Consider the following 17,415-nt stretch of genomic DNA (forward strand, 5'->3'; position numbering starts at 1 on the left):
GCCATGACGCCACCGCCCCTGACCCTTTCGCTTGCCTCCCCCGAGGCCACCGCCGATCTGGCCCGCCGGCTGGGCGCCCTGCTGCACCCCGGCGACAGCCTGCTGCTGGAGGGCGATATCGGCGCCGGAAAGACCCATTTCGCCCGCGCGCTGATCCAGTCGCTGCTGCCCGTTCCAGAAGACGTGCCCTCTCCGACTTTCACCCTGGTGCAGACCTATGAGGGCGCGCCGGGCGAGATCTGGCATGCCGACCTCTACCGTCTCAGCGATATCGGCGAGATCGAGGAGCTCGGCCTGACCCAGGCGATGGAAGAGGCGATCTGCCTGATCGAATGGCCCGACCGACTGGGCGATCTGGCGCCGCCCACCGCGCTGCGGTTGCACTTCGCCGCCGTCGCGGATAGCGAAGACGCCCGCCTGCTGACGCTCGACTGGACCGGATCCGGCTGGGCCACCCGGCTGGCGCCCCTGCAAGAGACATTCCAATGACCGATCGCGCCCCTCTCGCCACCGCCTTTGTCGCCGGCACCCGCTGGGCCGGCGCCGCCCGCGCGCCGCTTGCCGGCGATGCCTCCAACCGCCGCTATGAACGGCTGCGCCAGCCGCAGACCGGCCAGCCCGCGGTGCTGATGGATGCCGCGCCCGAGCGGGGAGAGGATGTCCGACCCTTCATCGCCATCGACAGGTTCCTGCGCGATCAGGAACTGAGCGCGCCCGAGATTTACGCCGAAAACGTCGAACATGGCTTTCTGCTGCTGGAGGATCTGGGCGACGATCTCTATGCCCGGGTGCTGGAGCGCGACCCGGAGGCGGAGCTTCTGCTCTACCGTCACGCCACCAACGTTCTGATCGCGCTCGCCGACACGACGCCGCCGGCGCTGCCGGTCTACGGGCCAGAGAAGATGGCGGAACTGTCCGGGCTGGCCTTCAGCAAATATCGCAAGGCGGTGCTGGGCGACGAGGCCCCCGAGGTGCTGAGCCGCTTCCTGCACCGGTTCGAGAACATCCTGACCGATTGCACCGGCGGCACTCAGGTGATCTGCCTGCGCGATTATCACGCCGAAAACCTGCTTTGGCTGCCCGACCGCGTCGGGCTGGCCCGTGTCGGGCTGCTGGATTTCCAGGACGCGATGCTGGGGCATCCAGCCTATGATCTGGTGTCGCTGCTGCAGGATATCCGACGTCAGGTCTCCCCGGCGGTCGAGATCGCCATGCTGCAGCACTACATCGCCGCCACCGGCTGCGACGATCACGCCTTCCGCACCGCCTATGCGGTGCTGGGGGCACAGCGGAACCTGCGCATCCTGGGTGTTTTCGCCCGGCTGACGACGGACTACGGCAAACCACATTATGCCGACATGATCCCGGCGGTCTGGGCCCATGTGAAGCGCAATCTGGAACACCCGGCGCTGGCGCCACTGGCCGACATGCTGATCGACGCGCTGCCAGCGCCGACGCCCGAGGTCATCGCCGGGTTGAAATCCGCGTCATGATCCGCCGCACCCCCAACCGCACGCCGCAGGCCGCGATGCTGTTCGCCGCCGGCTTCGGCACCCGCATGGCGCCGCTGACGCAGGACCGTCCGAAACCGCTGATCCCGGTGGCGGGCCGACCGCTGATCGATCACGCGCTGGATCTGGTGCGGCCCCTGGGTCTGGCCCGCATCGTGGCCAACCTGCACTATCGGGCCGAGATGCTGGAGGCGCATCTGGCGCCGCTCGGCGTGCGCACCTCTGTCGAAACGCCCGAAATCCTCGATACCGGCGGCGGACTGCGGCAGGCGCTGCCGCTGCTGGGGCCCGGGCCGGTGTTCACCCTGAACAGCGATGCGATCTGGTCCGGCCCCAATCCGCTGGAACTGTTGCGCGCGGTCTGGGACGGCAACCGGATGGATGCGCTGCTGATCGGCATCGCGCCGGAGCGCGCGCTGGGGCACAAGGGCGCCGGCGATTTCACCGCCGATGCCGAGGGTCGGGTGCTGGCACGTGGCCCGGGGCTGATCTATGGCGGCGCGCAGATCCTGACCCCAACGCTGCTGGACCAGGTGCCGGACCGGGTGTTTTCCCTGAACAGGGTCTGGGATCTGATGCAGGCGCGGGGGCGGCTCTTCGTGCTGGAGTATCCCGGACAATGGTGCGACGTCGGCCATCCCGGCGGCATCGCCCTGGCCGAATCCCTGCTTGCCGAGACCTATGTTTGATCCGGACGACACCCCGCGTGTCTTCGCCCTGCCCTGCGGGGTGGATTTCCCCCGCGCGCTGATCGACGGGCTGCTGGCGCGGATGGCCGGGCAACCGCCCGAGGCGCTGGCGCGGGTCGAACTGGTGGTGAACACCCGCCGCATGGCCCGGCGGATCCGCGATATCTTCGACGCCGGTCCGCCGCGGCTCTTGCCCCGGGTATCGCTGCTGACCGATCTGGGGGAAAGCGCAGCGCTCGACCGGTTGCCGCCGGCGATCCCGCCGCTGCGCCGGCGGCTGGAACTGACGCAGCTGATCTCGGCGCTGCTGGACAAACAGCCCGACCTGGCGGCGCGCGCCTCGCTTTACGATCTGGCCGACAGCCTGGCCGGGCTGATCGACGAAATGCAGGGCGAAGGCGTCTCGCCAGAGGATATCCGCACGCTCGACGTCAGCGATCTTTCCGGTCACTGGGCGCGGGCACAGACCTTTATCGGCATCGCCGAGGATATGGTCGGCAGCGAGGACGGCGCGCTCGACCCGCAGGCGCGCCAGCGCCGGGTGGTGGAGGATCTGATCGCCCGCTGGCAGGTCGCGCCGCCGGATCACCCGGTGATCCTGGCCGGCTCCACCGGGTCGCGCGGCACCACGATGATGCTGATGCAGGCGGTGGCGCATCTGCCGCAGGGGGCGCTGGTGCTGCCGGGCTATGATTTCGACCAGCCCGCTGCGGTCTGGGCCAGCCTGGAACGGGCGCTGACCTCGGAAGATCATCCGCAGTACCGGTTCCGCAAGCTGCTGGACGTGCTGGACATGGCCCCCGATCAGGTCGGCCGCTGGACCGGAGAGGATCCGCCCGCGCCGGCGCGCAACCGGCTGATCTCTCTCGCGCTGCGGCCGGCACCCGTGACCGATGCCTGGATGGCCGAAGGCCCCGGGCTGACCGATCTGGACCGCGCCACCGCCGATCTGACCCTGGTCGAGGCGCCGAGCCCGAGAGAGGAGGCGCTGGCCATCGCCCTGCGCCTGCGGCAAGCGGCAGAGACCGGGCAATCGGCGGCGCTGATCACCCCGGACCGGATGCTGACCCGTCAGGTCACCGCGGCGCTGGAACGCTGGGACATCATCCCCGACGACAGCGCTGGCCAGCCGCTGCACCTGTCGCCGCCGGGCCGGTTCCTGCGCCATGTCGCCGACCTGTTCTGCCAGCGGCTGACCGGCGAGACGCTGCTGACGCTGCTGAAACACCCGCTGACCCATACTGGCATCGACCGTGGCGATCACCTGCGGTTCACCCGCGATCTGGAACTGGACCTGCGCAAGCATGGACCCGCCTTTCCCGACGCCGCCGGCTTCGCCCAATTCGCCTCACGCCACGATCCCGAGGCGATGGCCGGCTGGATCGCCTGGCTGAGCGACACCTTTTGCGACCGGCCGCGGTCCGGCCCCCGGCCACTGGCCGATTGGGTCGCCGATCTGCGCGCCCTGGCCGAGAGCATTGCCGCCGGCCCGACCGCAGACAGCGGTGAGCTCTGGCAGAAGAACGCCGGCATCAAGGCGCTGTCGGTAATTGATGCGCTGGACCGCGAGGCCGGTCACGGCGGCGCGCTGGGGCCACGCGATTTCGCCGATCTTCTGACCGCGCTGCTGCAGGGCGAAGAGGTGCGCGACCGCGACGCGGCCTTTGGCGGCATCATGATCTGGGGCACGCTGGAGGCCCGGGTGATGGGCGCCGACCTGCTGATCCTCGGCGGGCTGAACGAAGGCAGCTGGCCGGAACCCGCCAGCCCCGATCCCTGGCTGAACCGGCAGATGCGCAACCGCGCCGGCCTGCTGTTGCCGGAACGGCGGATCGGCCTGTCGGCGCATGACTTCCAGCAGGCGATCGCCGCACCGGAGGTCTGGCTGACCCGGGCGCAACGCTCCGACGATGCCGAAACCGTGCCGTCGCGCTGGCTGAACCGGCTGGCGAACCTTCTGGCCGGGCTGCCCGATCAGGGTGGCCGGGCGGCGCTGAAGGAAATGCGGGCGCGCGGTCGGGTCTGGCTGCACTGGGCCCGGGCGCTGGAGGCGGTGACCCCGGTGGCGCCGGCACCGCGCCCCTCGCCGCGGCCGCCGGTCGCCGCCCGGCCCGACCGGCTGAACGTGACCGAGATCAAGCGGCTGATCCGCGACCCCTATGCGATCTATGCCCGCCGGGTGCTGCGGCTGTCGCCGCTCGACCCGCTGGTGCAGGAACCCGATGCGCTGCTGCGCGGCACCGTGCTGCACGAGGTGTTCGAGAAATTCCTGCGTGACGATCTCGGGGCCGGCGCCCTCCTGAGCCGGGAGGCGCTGATGGCCCGGGCACGGCAGGTGCTGGAGGAAAACGTGCCCTGGCCCACCGCCCGCACCCTGTGGCTGGCGCGGCTGAACCGGATCGCGGAGGCCTTCCTCGCCGCCGAGGCGACGCGTCAGGAGGCCGCCGTCTCCATCGCCTTCGAACAAGGCTCTAAACTGACGATTTCGCCCCCCGGCGTCACCTTGCTGGGCCGCGCCGACCGGATCGACATGGATACGCGCGGGGCGCTGACGCTGTACGATTACAAGACCGGATCGCCACCGACACGCGACCAGCAGGCCAAGTTCGACAAGCAGCTGCTGATCGAGGCCGCGATGGCGGAGGAGGTGGGCTTTGGCACGCTGGCCCCGGCACATGTGAACGGCGCGGTCTTCGTCGGCATCGGTGCCAGTTACAAGGAGGTGCCGGCGCCGCTGGACGAGGAGCCGCCAGCGCAGGTGCTGGAGGAGCTGCGCAAGCTGCTGATCGCCTACCACCAGCCCGATCAGGGCTATACCTCACGCCGGATGCTGTTCAAGGACAGCGATCAGGGCGATTACGACCACCTCGCGCGGTTCGGCGAATGGGACCGCGCAACAGAGCCTGACCCGGAGGATCTGACATGAGCGCGCGGGACGAGGCCACCGAACGCCAGGTCCAGGCGGCGCGGCCCGATGCCTCCACCTGGCTGGCGGCGAATGCGGGATCGGGCAAGACCCGGGTGCTGACCGACCGGGTGGCGCGGCTGTTGCTGGCGGATGTGGAACCGCAGCATATCCTCTGCCTCACCTATACCAAGGCGGCGGCGAGCGAGATGCAGAACCGGCTGTTCAAACGGCTGGGCGAGTGGGCGATGCTGGCCGATTCCGCGCTGCGCGACCAGCTGACGGCGCTGGGGACCGAAGGCGCCGTCACCGCAGAGCGTCTGGCCCATGCCCGCACGCTGTTTGCCCGGGCGATCGAAACCCCGGGCGGGCTGAAGATCCAGACCATCCACTCTTTCTGCGCCTCCCTCCTGCGGCGGTTCCCGCTGGAGGCCGGGGTGAGCCCGCAGTTCACCGAGATGGAGGATCGCGCCGCCAGCCTGCTGCGTGCGGAGATCGTCGAGGATTTCGCCGATGGGCCTCAGGCCGGGCTGATCGCCGATCTGGCGGATCATCTGACCGATACCGATTTCGACAAGCTGACCGCCGCGATCACCGACAAGCGCGCCGGCTTTGCCGAGCCGCTGCAGCGGAACGGCCTGCTGGCGCTGTTCGGCCTGCCCGCCGGCTACGATGCCGCCGCGCTGGAGGCGGAGGTGTTTCTGGGCGGCGAGGCAGAGCTGATCCGCGAGCTCTCTGCCGTGCTGATGGGTGGCAAGGCGACCGATCAGAAGAATGGTGCCGCGCTCTCGGCCCTCGGGGCACCGGGACTGGCGATCCTGCCGGAGCTGGAGCGGATCTTCCTAACCGGCGCCAGCGCGAAAGAGCCGTTTACCGCCAAGTTAGGGTCTTTTCCGACCAAGGCGCTGCAAAAGGATCACCCCGATCTGATGGATCGGCTGGAGCCGCTGATGCTGCGGGTGGAGGCGGCGCGATCCCGTCGCCTGGGGCTGGAAGCGGTGGCGAAATCCGAAGCGCTCCACGCCTTTGCCGCCCGCTTCCTGCCGGAATACGACCGCCGCAAACAGCTGCGCGGCTGGCTCGACTTCGACGATCTGATCCTGAAGACCCGGCAGCTTCTGAACGATCCCGGGGTGGCGGCCTGGGTGCTCTATCGTCTCGATGGCGGCATCGACCATATTCTGGTCGACGAGGCGCAGGACACCAGCCCCGAACAATGGGACGTGATCGAGAAGCTCGCACAGGAGTTCACCAGCGGGCAGGGGGCCCGGGCGGATGTGGAGCGCACCATCTTCGTCGTCGGCGACAAGAAACAGTCGATCTATTCCTTTCAGGGCGCCGATCCCGATGCCTTCGACCGGATGCAGGCGGATTTCGCCGCCCGGCTGGAGGGGCGGGGCGACGGGCTGCAGGATCTGACGCTGGAATTTTCCTTCCGGTCATCGCAGGCGATCCTGCATCTGGTCGATCTGGTGTTCGAGGGGCGCGAGGCCGCCGGATTCCACAAGGGATCGCTGCACCGGGCGTTCAAGGTGGATCTGCCCGGCCGGGTCGATCTCTGGCCGGTGGTGGAGAAGGTCGAGGACGACGACGACCGCGACTGGACCGATCCGGTCGACCGCCCGGGCGCGCGGCACCACACGGTGGTGCTGGCCGACCGTATCGCCCGGGAAATCGGCGACATGATCGCGCGCGGCGAGACGGTGCCGGTCGACGGGCCGGAGTCCGGAACCTATCGCCGCCGGCCGGTACAGCCCGGTGACGTGCTGATCCTGGTACAGCGACGGTCGGAGCTCTTTGCCGAGATCATCCGCGCCTGCAAGGCCGCCGGTCTGCCGATCGCTGGCGCCGACCGGCTGAAGGTGGGGGCAGAGCTGGCGGTGAAGGATCTGGCGGCGCTGCTGCGATTCCTGGCGACGCCGGAGGACAGCCTGTCACTGGCCACGGTGCTGAAATCGCCGCTGCTGGGCTGGACCGAACAACAGCTGTTCGACCTGGCCCATCGACGCACGCGCCCCTATCTGTGGCAGGCGCTGCGCGACCGGGCGGAGGAGTTTCCTGAAACGCTGGCTGTCCTCAACGATCTGCGCAACCAGACCGATTTCCTGCGCCCCTATGACCTGATCGAGCGGATCCTGACCCGGCATGACGGCCGCCGCCGCCTGCTGGCGCGCCTGGGAACCGAGGCGGAGGACGGCATCAACGCGCTGCTCTCGCAGGCGCTGGCCTATGAACGCAGCGCCATTCCCAGCCTCACCGGCTTTCTCGCCTGGATGGAAACCGACGATCTGGAGATCAAGCGCCAGATGGGCAGCGCCGGCAACATGATCCGGGTGATGACCGTGCATGGCGCCAAGGGGCTGGAGGCGCCCATCGTCATCCTGCCCGACACCGGCAAGCGGCAGCCGCCGCGGATGGATGACATCATGATGGCGGAGGAGACGCCGCTGTGGCGCACCGCCGCCGACCGCATGCCACCGGTGCTGGAGGCCGCCCGCGACGCCGCCCAGTCGCGGCAGCTGAACGAACGCCTGCGACTGCTCTATGTGGCTCTGACTCGGGCGGAAAAGTGGCTGATCGTCGCCGCGGCCGGCGATTTGGGCAAAGCCGGCGACAGCTGGTATCAGATCACCGAGGCGGCAATGAAACGCGCCGGTGCGGTGGAACATCCGATGCCCGGCGGCCCCGGGCTGCGCTTTGCCCATGGCGATTGGGACGCGGCGGATCCGGTCGCCCCGGAAACCGGGGCAGAGCTGCCGCCGCCGCCGCCCGATTTCCTGAAGCGCCCGGCCGCGCCCCGGGCCGAACCGCTGGCGATCCTCAGCCCCTCCGACCTGGGCGGGGCGAAGGCTTTGCCGGGCGATGACGGGCTGGATGAGGCGACCGCCAAGGCGCGCGGCACCGCGCTGCACCTGCTGCTGGAGCATCTGCCCGGGCGGCCGGAGGCCGATCGCGCCACACTGGCCGCCGGCCTGCTGCCCGATCTGGAGCCGTCCGACCGCAACGCCCTGCTGGCCGAGGTGACGACGGTACTGACCGCCCCAGATCTCGCCCCGGTCTTCGCCGCCGAGGCGCTGGCCGAGGTGCCGGTGACCGCGCGCCTGGGGCCGGAGCGACGGCTGCACGGGGTGATCGACCGGCTGATCGTCACCCCCGACAGGGTGTTGGCGGTGGACTTCAAGACCAACGCCACGGTGCCCGACCGCCCCGGTGCCTGTCCCGACGGGCTCTTGCGGCAGATGGGCGCCTATGCGCTGGCGCTGGCGCAGATCTACCCCGATCGCAGGATCGACACCGCCATCCTCTGGACCCGCACTGCGGTGCTGATGCCGCTGCCCGCGGATCTGGTCCGGGCCAGCCTGTCGCAATCAGGTTACCTTGACGATGCCCCCGCCGGCTCCTAACTTTTCGGCAAGCCGCTTTCACTCAGGAGTCACGCAATGACCACCGTCGCCGTAACCGACGCCACTTTCGATCAGGAAGTGAAACAATCCGATATCCCCGTCGTGGTGGATTTCTGGGCCGCCTGGTGCGGTCCCTGCCGGCAGATCGCCCCCGCTCTGGAAGAGCTGGCGGCCGAATACGAAGGCAAGATCAAGGTCGCCAAAGTCGACGTGGACAGCAACCCGAACACCGCCGCCGCCATGGGCGTGCGCGGCATCCCGGCGCTGTTCCTGTTCAAGGATGGCCAGGTCGTGTCGAACCGCGCCGGCGCCGCGCCGAAGGCCTCGCTGCAAAGCTGGATCGACGAGTCGATCTGAGCCGGACCAGTCGGACCGAATAGCGAATGTCAAAGGGGTGCCCGGTGGCACCCCTTTTTCTTTGGCTATTTCCGTGTGACGTGGGGGGGGTGCGCCGGTTCTTACGCCTCGATCTCGGTGATCATGTCGACCCGGGTGGCATGCCGGCCGCCTTCGAATTCGGCGTTGAGGAAGGCGTCCACGATATCCAGCGCCAGGCCTTCGCCCACCACCCGCGCCCCCAGCGACAGCATGTTGGCGTCGTTGTGCTGCCGGATCATACGGGCGGAGAAGCTGTCGGAACAGACACCGCAGCGGATGCCCTTGACCTTGTTCGCCGCCATCATGATGCCCTGACCGGTGCCGCAGAGGATGATGCCGAGCCCGCAATCGCCGGAGGCGACACGCCGTGCCGCCGCCTCGCCGTGCTTGGGGTAATGCGTGCTCTCCGCCGTCACCGGACCGATGTCGACCACCTCCCAGTCCTGCGCCGCAAGATGCGCCGCGATGGCCTGACGCAGCGCGATGGCGGCGTGATCACTGGAAAGAACGATGCGTTTGTTGGTCGTCATGGCGAAGCCGTCCCGTTTTCCGAGGCATGTGGATATCCGCGTTTGGCCGAATGTCGATCCCGCTGTCAAGCGGTCCGGGGCGATCGGGGCGCGGCGCCGGCTGTCCGATCCGGTTTCCCCGCGATGGGCTGCCTCAGACCGGCCAGCCCGCAGCTCGCAGCCGCGCGGCGATCTTGGCTTTCGCCTCCGGCCGACCGGCGTTGATCGACATCCGCTGCCAGAACCAGTGCAGGAAACCGGCGTAGTCCGGCGTGAGGAGCGGCCCGGCGGCCAGCGCCGCCTCGGCCCCCATCTGGCGCGCATCGGCGGCGATATGGCCGAAATCCGCCCCTGCAAACAACACCACGGGCTTTTCGAAGAAATAGCCGTTGAAGGCGGCGGAGGAATTTTCCGTCACCACGTAGTCGCAGCCCCGCAGCAGCGTCTCCATCTCTCCCAGCCGGACGGACAGGCCCGGTGTGCGATGTTCCAGCTGCACCAGCTCCGTCAGCTCCACCTCGGAATAGCGTTCCTTGGGGTGCAGCGCCGCGATCACCGGACGATCGGTGCTGGCGCAGACTTGCCGCAGCATGTCGAGCGGCGCGCAGAGCTGGAACGACCGATGCTGCAGCAGCCAGCCCTGCAGCGGCACATAGACGAAACCGTCGCGGCGCGCCTGTGTCGCCGCGGTGCCGAAAAGCCGCTTGCGCCAATGACCGAAGAACCGCTCCACCTCCTTGCGGGGCACGTCGGTGGCGACAAACGGGCTCTGCGCCACGGCCCATTCCCAGCGCTTGCCGCTCTGCTCGATGGCCCAGAACGGGTAGTGATAGACCCTGCGAATGGTCAGCGCCCGGTCATGCGTCGGCTCTGCCATGTGAAAGATCGCGAAATCGTCCCGCGTGCCAGAGGCGCGGCGGGCCGCCTCGCTATCGGGGCGATAGACCGGGGTCAGGCCGGCCTCGGTCACCACCTCGGCGATCAGGCGCAGGAAATTATGCTCTCCCGCCTGCGCGCTGCGGCGCAGATCGTCCTCCAGATAGAATGCCACCGTCTTCGCGCCCATGTCGCGCAGGCTAATCGGCACGGGGCGCCACGACAAGCGGACAGCGGGGGCGGGGTGTCGGGGGCCGCCCTTGTGCCAAGGCGGTGTGCCGTCCATATAGAGCGCAACGATCAGGAGGCGCAGATGAGCGAAGAGAGCTTTCCCGGCTGGCACGGCACCACCATCATCGGGGTCCGCAAGGGCGGCCAGGTGGTTGTCGCCGGCGACGGCCAGGTGTCGCTGGGCAATACGGTGATCAAGGGCACCGCCCGCAAGGTGCGCCGGCTGCGGCCCGGCGGCCATGAGGTGGTGGCCGGTTTCGCCGGGTCGACGGCGGATGCCTTCACCCTGCTGGAACGTCTGGAAGCCAAGCTGGAGGCGACCCCCGGCCAGCTGGCCCGCGCCGCGGTGGAACTGGCCAAGGACTGGCGCACCGACAAGTATCTGCAAAAGCTGGAGGCGATGCTGATCGTCACCGATGGCACCGATCTCTACGTCATCACCGGCGCCGGCGACGTGCTGGAGCCCGAACATGATGTCACCGCCATCGGCTCGGGCGGCAACTACGCGCTGGCGGCGGCCCGGGCGCTTATGGACAGCGATCTGACCGCCGAAGAGATCGCCCGCAAGGCGATGGCGATCGCCGCCGATATCTGTGTCTTCACCAATGGCAACGTGATCGTGGAGACGATTAGCGGGTAGGAAACTTCGAAGTTTCTTACCCAAGATTCTTCGAAGAATTTTGGACCCCGACCCAGAGGCCAAGAGGACAGACATGACCAACCTGACCCCCCGCGAAATCGTGTCCGAGCTGGACCGCTTCATCATCGGCCAGAAGGACGCAAAGCGCGCCGTGGCGGTGGCCCTGCGCAATCGCTGGCGGCGCAAGCAGCTTTCCGACGACCTCAAGGACGAGGTCTATCCCAAGAACATCCTGATGATCGGGCCCACCGGTGTCGGCAAGACCGAGATCAGCCGGCGGCTGGCGAAACTGGCCCGGGCGCCCTTCATCAAGGTCGAGGCCACCAAGTTCACCGAAGTCGGCTATGTCGGCCGAGACGTGGAACAGATCGTCCGCGATCTGATCGACAGCGCCATCGTGCAGACCCGCGAATGGATGCGGGACGAGGTCAAGGCCCGGGCCCAGGCCGCTGCAGAGGATCGGGTGATCGAGGTGATCGCCGGTGAGAACGCACGCGAAGGCACCCGCGAGATGTTCCGCAAGAAGCTGAAGTCGGGCGAGCTCGACGATACCGAGATCGAGCTGGACGTGGCCGATACCGCCAACCCGATGCCGATGTTCGACATCCCCGGCCAGCCCGGCGGCCAGATGGGCATGCTGAACCTGGGCGATATCTTCGGCAAGGCCTTCGGTGGCCGCACCACCCGCAAGAAGATGACCGTCGCCGACAGCTATGAGGTGCTGATCGGCGAAGAGGCAGACAAGCTTCTGGACGATGAAACCGTCACCCGCACTGCGCTGGAGGCGGTGGAGCAGAACGGCATCGTCTTTCTCGACGAGATCGACAAGGTCTGTGCCCGGGCCGAAACCCGTGGCGGCGACGTTTCCCGCGAGGGGGTGCAGCGCGACCTGCTGCCGCTGATCGAGGGCACCACCGTCAGCACCAAGCACGGGCCGGTGAAGACCGACCACATCCTGTTCATCGCCTCCGGCGCCTTCCATATCGCCAAACCCTCGGATCTGTTGCCGGAACTGCAGGGCCGGCTGCCGATCCGGGTCGAGCTGCAACCGCTGACCGAAGAGGATTTCGTCCGCATCCTGACCGAGACCGACAATGCGCTGACCCGGCAATATACCGCGCTGATGGGCACGGAAGAGGTCACCGTGAGCTTTACCGAAGACGGCATTCACGCGCTGGCGCGGATCGCGGCCGAGGTGAACCAGTCGGTGGAGAATATCGGGGCGCGGCGGCTCTATACCGTGATGGAACGGGTGTTCGAGGAGCTGTCCTTCACCGCCCCCGACCGGTCTGGCGAAACGGTCACAGTCGATGCGGAATTCGTCGACAAGAACCTCGGGGCGCTGGCGAAATCCACCGATCTCAGCCGCTACGTGCTATAGACCCTCCAGAGGGCCCCGCCGCGTCACCGCCGAGGCCCGATCACCACAGGCGGCGAGGGGCACGACGTGGACCGCAGACAGATGATGCTGATGCTGGGAGCGGGCGGCGTCAGCGCCTGCACCGACAGGTTTCATGCCCCGCTGCAACCGGAGGCCGCCAGTATCGGCAGTATCCGGGAGGTCTTTGTCGCCACCCAGCGGGTCCCGGATCCGGGCGGCTGGTTTACCACCGCGCGCTCGGACCAAACCCATTATCTGGATCTCGGCGTCTCGATCCCGCCGGACCGGCAGCGGGGCCAGATCCGCAACGGTTTCGATCGTCCCGATCCCCACCGCGATTTCGCCATCGCCACCCGGCGCGATCTAGCCGACCGCCACGCCTTTCGCCGAGATCTGGCCCGGGCGCTGCAGCAATCGCCCGCCGACAGCCGCGAAATCGTTCTCTACATCCATGGTTACAACAACAGCTTCTTTGACGGCGTCTTCCGCACCGCGCAGATGGGCTATGATTTCAACCTGCCGGCGGTGACGGTACATTACGCTTGGCCCAGTGCGACCCATCCGCTGGGCTATACCTATGACCGTGACAGCGTGCTGTTCTCGCGCGACGGGCTGGAACAGCTGCTTTACGATCTGAAGGCCGCCAATCCCCGCCGTATCCTGCTGGTCGCCCATTCGCTGGGAACCATGCTGCTGATGGAGACGCTGCGGCAGATCGAAATCGCCCGCCCGGGCTGGAGCAAAGCGACGCTCGGCGGGGTGGTGCTGATCTCTCCCGATCTGGATATCGAGGTATTCCGGATGCAGGCGCAGCGGTTCCGGGCGCTGCCGCAGCCCTTTGCCATCTTCACCTCGAACCGGGACAAGGCGCTGGCGCTGTCGGCCCGGATCAACGGCGCCGCCGCCCGGCTGGGCAATATGACCGATCCCGAAGAGCTGGCGGATCTGCCGGTGCTGCTGATCGACGTCAGCGAATTCGGCGCCCGCGGCAACAATCACTTCACGGTGGGCACCTCGCCGGCGCTGATCTCGCTGCTCAACAACTCCGCGCTGCTGGACAGCGCCTTTCAGTCAGACCGATCTGCCCGATCGGGGCTGCTGCCCGGGACCGTGCTGACGGTGAGAAACACCACCCAGATGATCCTGTCGCCCAACCTGCTGCGTGCGCCCACCTTGTGACGCAGCGGCCAGCATCACCATTCCTGCGGGCCGCTTGCATTGTCATCAATCGCTCTCGGCTCCGAGCAACGCTGGCAGGGCCGCCAGCAGAAATTCGTCCCGATAATGCCCCGCGGCAAAGGAGAGCCCGACCGGGCACCCCTCGACCGTGAGCAAGGGAGCCGAGATCTCGGGCAACCGGGCGACCCCGGAAAATGCGGTCAGGGTCATCGTCGGCTCGTAAAACCCCCTTACCGCATCGAGCGTGGTGAGGGATCCTTTCAGCGGGGCGATGCACGGGGTGGTGGGAAAACAGATCACCGTTCCCTCGGGCAACGCGGCATTGATCCGGTCGAACAACCATTCACAGCGCGTCAGGCTCTCCAACGCCGCGATCCGGTCGAAATCCCGAACATTGCCATAGGCCATGGACAAGGTGCCCCCCAGCTCAGGTCGGGCAGTTTCGATCCAGTTACCGAGTGTGCTTTGAAATTCCGCCGTCTGCAAATCGCGCAGCGCCTTCAGGTTACAATCGCTCAGAGGGATATCTTCCCCGACGATCTGCGTGAAACGGATCGGCTCAGCCCTGATCCCGGTTCGCCGCGCAATCCTGTCCAGCGCCATGTGAACCTGCGCCTGCACCGCCTGATCGGCGCGTTCGACCCCGTCGATCAGCACCAAAAGACGGCGCAGCGGCGCGGCCGGTTTCGGCACGCTGCGCAGCAATACCCGCGCGATCGCGTTCAGATGCCCAAGCCTGGATGCGAGTATGCCCACCGTGCTGACGCTGGGCATGAAGGGCAGCACCCCGGCCTCGGAAATCCGGTGAAGCGACGGGCGCATCCCCCAAATCCCGCACAGGCTCGCCGGAACCCGCACGGAGCCGCCGGAATCCGTTCCGATCGAGAAATCGGCCAGGCCGTTGGCGACCGAGGCCGCCGATCCGCTTGAAGACCCACCGGGAATCCGGTCAGGCGCGCGGGCGTTGCGCGGTGTGCCGAAGAACTGGCTTTCGCCATCGAGACTGTAGGTCAGCTCATCCGCCACTGCCTTGCCAACACACTCCGCCCCCGCGGCCAGAAGCTGGTCAACGCAAAGCGCATTCTGCACCGGCGCCGGGTGGCTTTCACGCCAGGCCGGGCTGCCATAGGAGGTGCGGTGCCCCGCAATATCGATGTTATCCTTCACGGTGAACCGCAGCCCGCTGAGCGGACCGGGCTTCACCGCCGGCAAATCAAAACGTTCGACAAGCGCGCCAAAGGGATCGGGGGAGAGATTTACGGTCATGCCTGATGAGATACCCCGAAGGATCGGGCCCGCCAATGCGCAACTCAGGGTCCGAAAGCCCCCTGAGGAGAGACGACGGATCGGACGATTTCTCCGGGAATTTCAGCGGCTGCGACGCAGATAGACGTAATAGGCGCCCTCGCCGCCGTGGCTGATATGGGCCGGTGTCACCTGCAGCACCACCTGCGACAACGGCGGCATCGTCAGCCATTGCGGCACATTGTGTTTCAGCACGCCGCGCGGTGTCGGGATCGGGCCATCGTCCTTCGCCCGCTTGCCCTTGCCGGTGATCACCAGAACCAGCCGCCGGCCCGAGGCATGCGACGACAGGATGAACCGGGTCAGCGACGGATGCGCCCGGTCCAGCCGCATGCCATGCAGGTCGATCCGGGCCTCGGGACTGAGCTTGCCGCGCTTCATCCGGGTGAACGCCTTGTGATCCATCTTCACCGGCTGCCCGGCCAGGCGATCGGCCAGCGCCGGTTTCAGATCATGACGCAGCCCGCCGCCCAGGCTGGTCTGGCCCAGACGAAAGGGTTCGAACCGGTGATCGACCGCCGGTGTCTGAGGCACGGACTTGATCTTCGGCTTGGCCGCCGGCGGTTTCGGATGCTCCGCCCGGTCGGCCGGGTGCATCCGCTCCGCCTTGGCGGTGACCCGCCGCCAAAGCTCCAGATCCTCAGCCGAAATCCTGCGCCGTGCCACTGCTCACGCCCCCCCGTCGGGCAAAAGCGCATAGGCACGCTGGATCGGCATCAGCACCAGCAGGCGACCCGGATCGCGCATCCGCCCGGCGATCTCTCCGGCACTGTCGCCGGTGCCGAAGAAGACATCGGCGCGCTGCGCCCCCTTGATCGCGGACCCGGTGTCCTGCGCGATCATCAGGCGGCGGAACCGCGCCTCACCATCGGTTTCCAGCCAGACCGGCGCCCCCAGTGGCACGAAGGCCGGATCCACCGCCACACTGCGCAGCGGCGTGATCGGCCGGTTCATCGCACCAAGCGGGCCCAGCTCGTCGCCGACATGGCGAATCTCGCGGAAAAACACGTAGGATGGGTTGTGATAGAGCAGCTCCTGCCCTGCCACCGGGTTGCGCCGGACCCAGTTGCGGATGACCTGGGCGCTGACCTGATGTGCTGCGTAAATGCCGCGCCGCACCATCTCCACCCCGATCGAGCGATAGGGCTGGCCATTGGCGCCGCCATATCCCACCCTGAGGGCATGGCCGTCCTGCAGGTGAATCCGGCCGGATCCTTGGATTTGCAGGAAAAACAGCTCAACCGGATCATCTACCCAGGCAATCTCCAGCCCGCGGTTCTCCATCACACCGGAGGTCAGGATCTCGCGCCGGGTCAGCCAGGGCGATTGTGCCCGCGCTTCCGGCGGCATCCTGTAGAGCGGGTAGCGGAACCGGTCGGTCGGAAAGCGGGAGCCTTCCAGCTCCGGTTCGAAATAGCCAGTGAACAGCGGTCGCTGATCGTCGGTGATCAGAACCGGGCGGAAAAACAGTTCGAAGAACGCCCGAGCGCTTTGGGGTTTCTGCTGCTGCGCCAGGGCACAGAGACTGTGCCAGTCCGGATCCTGCATGTCGGGGCAGGTTTCCAGAAACACGTCAAGCGCGGCGGCATGGTCGTCCTCTGCCCAGCCGTCAAGCTGATCGAACCGCAGGATCTCGTGGCGCGGCTCCGGATCCGCCGATGCGCCGCTGCCGGGCGCCATCGTCACGGCAGCAGCCAGAAGCGCGGCCCGGAGCGCAAAGCTCATGCGTCCGTGGCGACAAGCAGCCAGTTCGGATCCGGGCTGCCCATGGTGCGGGCGAAGGTCCAGGTATCCTTCTGGCGCTTGACCGACGTGGGGCTGCCTTCGACGATCTCACCGGCGCTGTTGCGCACCACCGAGGTCAGCTCACCAACAAAACGCATGGTGATCTCCGCCCGGTTGCTGTCGGTGTCGAAGGTTGCATCGGCAATCGCGGTTTCCCGCACCCCGATGAACTCCGCCTCGATCTTCAGGCCCTGATCCTCGCGCGCAGCGATGCCATCGACGAAGCTCTCGTAGACATCCGGCGCCAGGAAAGGCTGGATATCGGAGATATTGCCATGCTCATAGCCCATCAGGATCATCTCATAGGCGCCACGAGCGCCCTGAACGAACTCCGAAACCGAAAACCCGGGCTCGACCCGCTTCATCGCAGTGAGCGCCTCGGCCTGCGGACCCTCTTCGCTGACATGATCGGTAATGTCGCGGTCGGGGCCCCCTTCGATCACTTCGAAGTCGGGGCGTGCCGGTTTCTCGGGCTGCTGCGGCGCCTTGGGTTTTTCAAATCCCTCGCGGGTTCCCAGCACGCTTTTCAGCCGCAGGATCAGGAAGATGGCAATGCCGGCCAGCACCAGAAGCTGAATCAAAGGTGAATTCATTTGGTCCTCTTGTCAGGTGAGGGGCTTTG

Annotated in this window: 15 protein-coding genes; 9 read left to right on the forward strand and 6 right to left on the reverse strand. The window is 67.2% G+C overall.

Going from position 1 to position 17,415, the window contains the following annotated elements; translation table 11 throughout:
* Positions 1-3: 3 nt before the first annotated feature.
* Genes tsaE through trxA form a run of 6 tightly spaced genes read left to right on the forward strand, consistent with a single transcriptional unit; the run spans position 4 to position 8,866 of the window.
* The gene (tsaE, locus tag QO033_RS09100; protein ID WP_284480645.1) at positions 4-489 is read left to right on the forward strand and encodes a tRNA (adenosine(37)-N6)-threonylcarbamoyltransferase complex ATPase subunit type 1 TsaE; all 486 of its coding nucleotides are present in this window, start codon (positions 4-6) and stop codon (positions 487-489) included.
* The gene (locus QO033_RS09105) at positions 486-1,493 is read left to right on the forward strand and encodes an aminoglycoside phosphotransferase family protein (RefSeq protein ID WP_284480646.1); all 1,008 of its coding nucleotides are present in this window, start codon (positions 486-488) and stop codon (positions 1,491-1,493) included. Before tsaE ends, QO033_RS09105 begins: the two co-directional genes overlap by 4 nt.
* Positions 1,490-2,200 (forward strand): nucleotidyltransferase family protein, encoded by a 711-nt coding sequence (locus QO033_RS09110; protein ID WP_284480647.1) that lies wholly within the window; start codon positions 1,490-1,492, stop codon positions 2,198-2,200. The genes QO033_RS09105 and QO033_RS09110 overlap by 4 nt, the downstream gene beginning before the upstream one ends.
* Entirely contained in the window at positions 2,193-5,126 is a 2,934-nt protein-coding gene (gene addB, locus QO033_RS09115; RefSeq protein WP_284480648.1) for a double-strand break repair protein AddB, read from the forward strand. The genes QO033_RS09110 and addB overlap by 8 nt, the downstream gene beginning before the upstream one ends.
* Positions 5,123-8,509, forward strand: coding sequence for a double-strand break repair helicase AddA (gene addA, locus QO033_RS09120; RefSeq protein ID WP_284480649.1), 3,387 nt, complete (start codon positions 5,123-5,125; stop codon positions 8,507-8,509). Before addB ends, addA begins: the two co-directional genes overlap by 4 nt.
* 36 nt (positions 8,510-8,545) lie before the next feature.
* Complete coding sequence (gene trxA / locus QO033_RS09125; protein WP_284480650.1) at positions 8,546-8,866, forward strand: thioredoxin; 321 nt, start codon at positions 8,546-8,548, stop codon at positions 8,864-8,866.
* Between the two features lie 101 nt (positions 8,867-8,967).
* Here the strand turns inward: trxA and rpiB are convergent, their stop codons facing one another.
* Together rpiB and QO033_RS09135 are read right to left on the reverse strand one after the other, a co-directional pair.
* Complete coding sequence (gene rpiB / locus QO033_RS09130; RefSeq protein WP_284480651.1) at positions 8,968-9,417, reverse strand: ribose 5-phosphate isomerase B; 450 nt, start codon at positions 9,415-9,417, stop codon at positions 8,968-8,970.
* A 133-nt stretch (positions 9,418-9,550) separates the two neighbouring features.
* Positions 9,551-10,447, reverse strand: a complete 897-nt coding sequence (locus tag QO033_RS09135) for a hypothetical protein (RefSeq protein WP_284480652.1) — start codon at positions 10,445-10,447, stop codon at positions 9,551-9,553.
* Positions 10,448-10,585: 138 nt separating this feature from the next.
* Between QO033_RS09135 and hslV the strand changes: the two genes are divergently transcribed.
* The 3 genes from hslV to QO033_RS09150 all read left to right on the forward strand — a co-directional run bounded on the left by hslV (position 10,586) and on the right by QO033_RS09150 (position 13,703).
* The gene (hslV, locus tag QO033_RS09140) at positions 10,586-11,143 is read left to right on the forward strand and encodes an ATP-dependent protease subunit HslV (protein ID WP_284480653.1); all 558 of its coding nucleotides are present in this window, start codon (positions 10,586-10,588) and stop codon (positions 11,141-11,143) included.
* 73 nt (positions 11,144-11,216) lie between these two features.
* The gene (gene hslU, locus QO033_RS09145) at positions 11,217-12,524 is read left to right on the forward strand and encodes an ATP-dependent protease ATPase subunit HslU (RefSeq protein WP_284480654.1); all 1,308 of its coding nucleotides are present in this window, start codon (positions 11,217-11,219) and stop codon (positions 12,522-12,524) included.
* A 66-nt stretch (positions 12,525-12,590) separates the two neighbouring features.
* Positions 12,591-13,703: an alpha/beta hydrolase gene (locus QO033_RS09150; RefSeq protein WP_284480655.1), complete on the forward strand. Its 1,113-nt coding sequence runs from the start codon at positions 12,591-12,593 to the stop codon at positions 13,701-13,703.
* A gap of 45 nt (positions 13,704-13,748) precedes the next feature.
* Here the strand turns inward: QO033_RS09150 and QO033_RS09155 are convergent, their stop codons facing one another.
* The 4 genes from QO033_RS09155 to QO033_RS09170 form a co-directional block, all read right to left on the reverse strand.
* Positions 13,749-15,005, reverse strand: coding sequence for an amidase family protein (locus QO033_RS09155; protein WP_284480656.1), 1,257 nt, complete (start codon positions 15,003-15,005; stop codon positions 13,749-13,751).
* A gap of 66 nt (positions 15,006-15,071) precedes the next feature.
* On the reverse strand, positions 15,072-15,674 hold the full coding sequence (locus tag QO033_RS09160; RefSeq protein WP_284480657.1) for a Smr/MutS family protein: 603 nt from the start codon (positions 15,672-15,674) through the stop codon (positions 15,072-15,074).
* A 3-nt stretch (positions 15,675-15,677) separates the two neighbouring features.
* The gene (gene mltA / locus QO033_RS09165) at positions 15,678-16,733 is read right to left on the reverse strand and encodes a murein transglycosylase A (RefSeq protein ID WP_284480658.1); all 1,056 of its coding nucleotides are present in this window, start codon (positions 16,731-16,733) and stop codon (positions 15,678-15,680) included.
* Entirely contained in the window at positions 16,730-17,386 is a 657-nt protein-coding gene (locus QO033_RS09170) for a Tim44/TimA family putative adaptor protein (RefSeq protein ID WP_284480659.1), read from the reverse strand. The genes mltA and QO033_RS09170 overlap by 4 nt, the downstream gene beginning before the upstream one ends.
* Positions 17,387-17,415: the final 29 nt, after the last annotated feature.

The organism is Pseudodonghicola flavimaris (assembly GCF_030164425.1).
GTDB lineage: Bacteria > Pseudomonadota > Alphaproteobacteria > Rhodobacterales > Rhodobacteraceae > Pseudodonghicola > Pseudodonghicola flavimaris.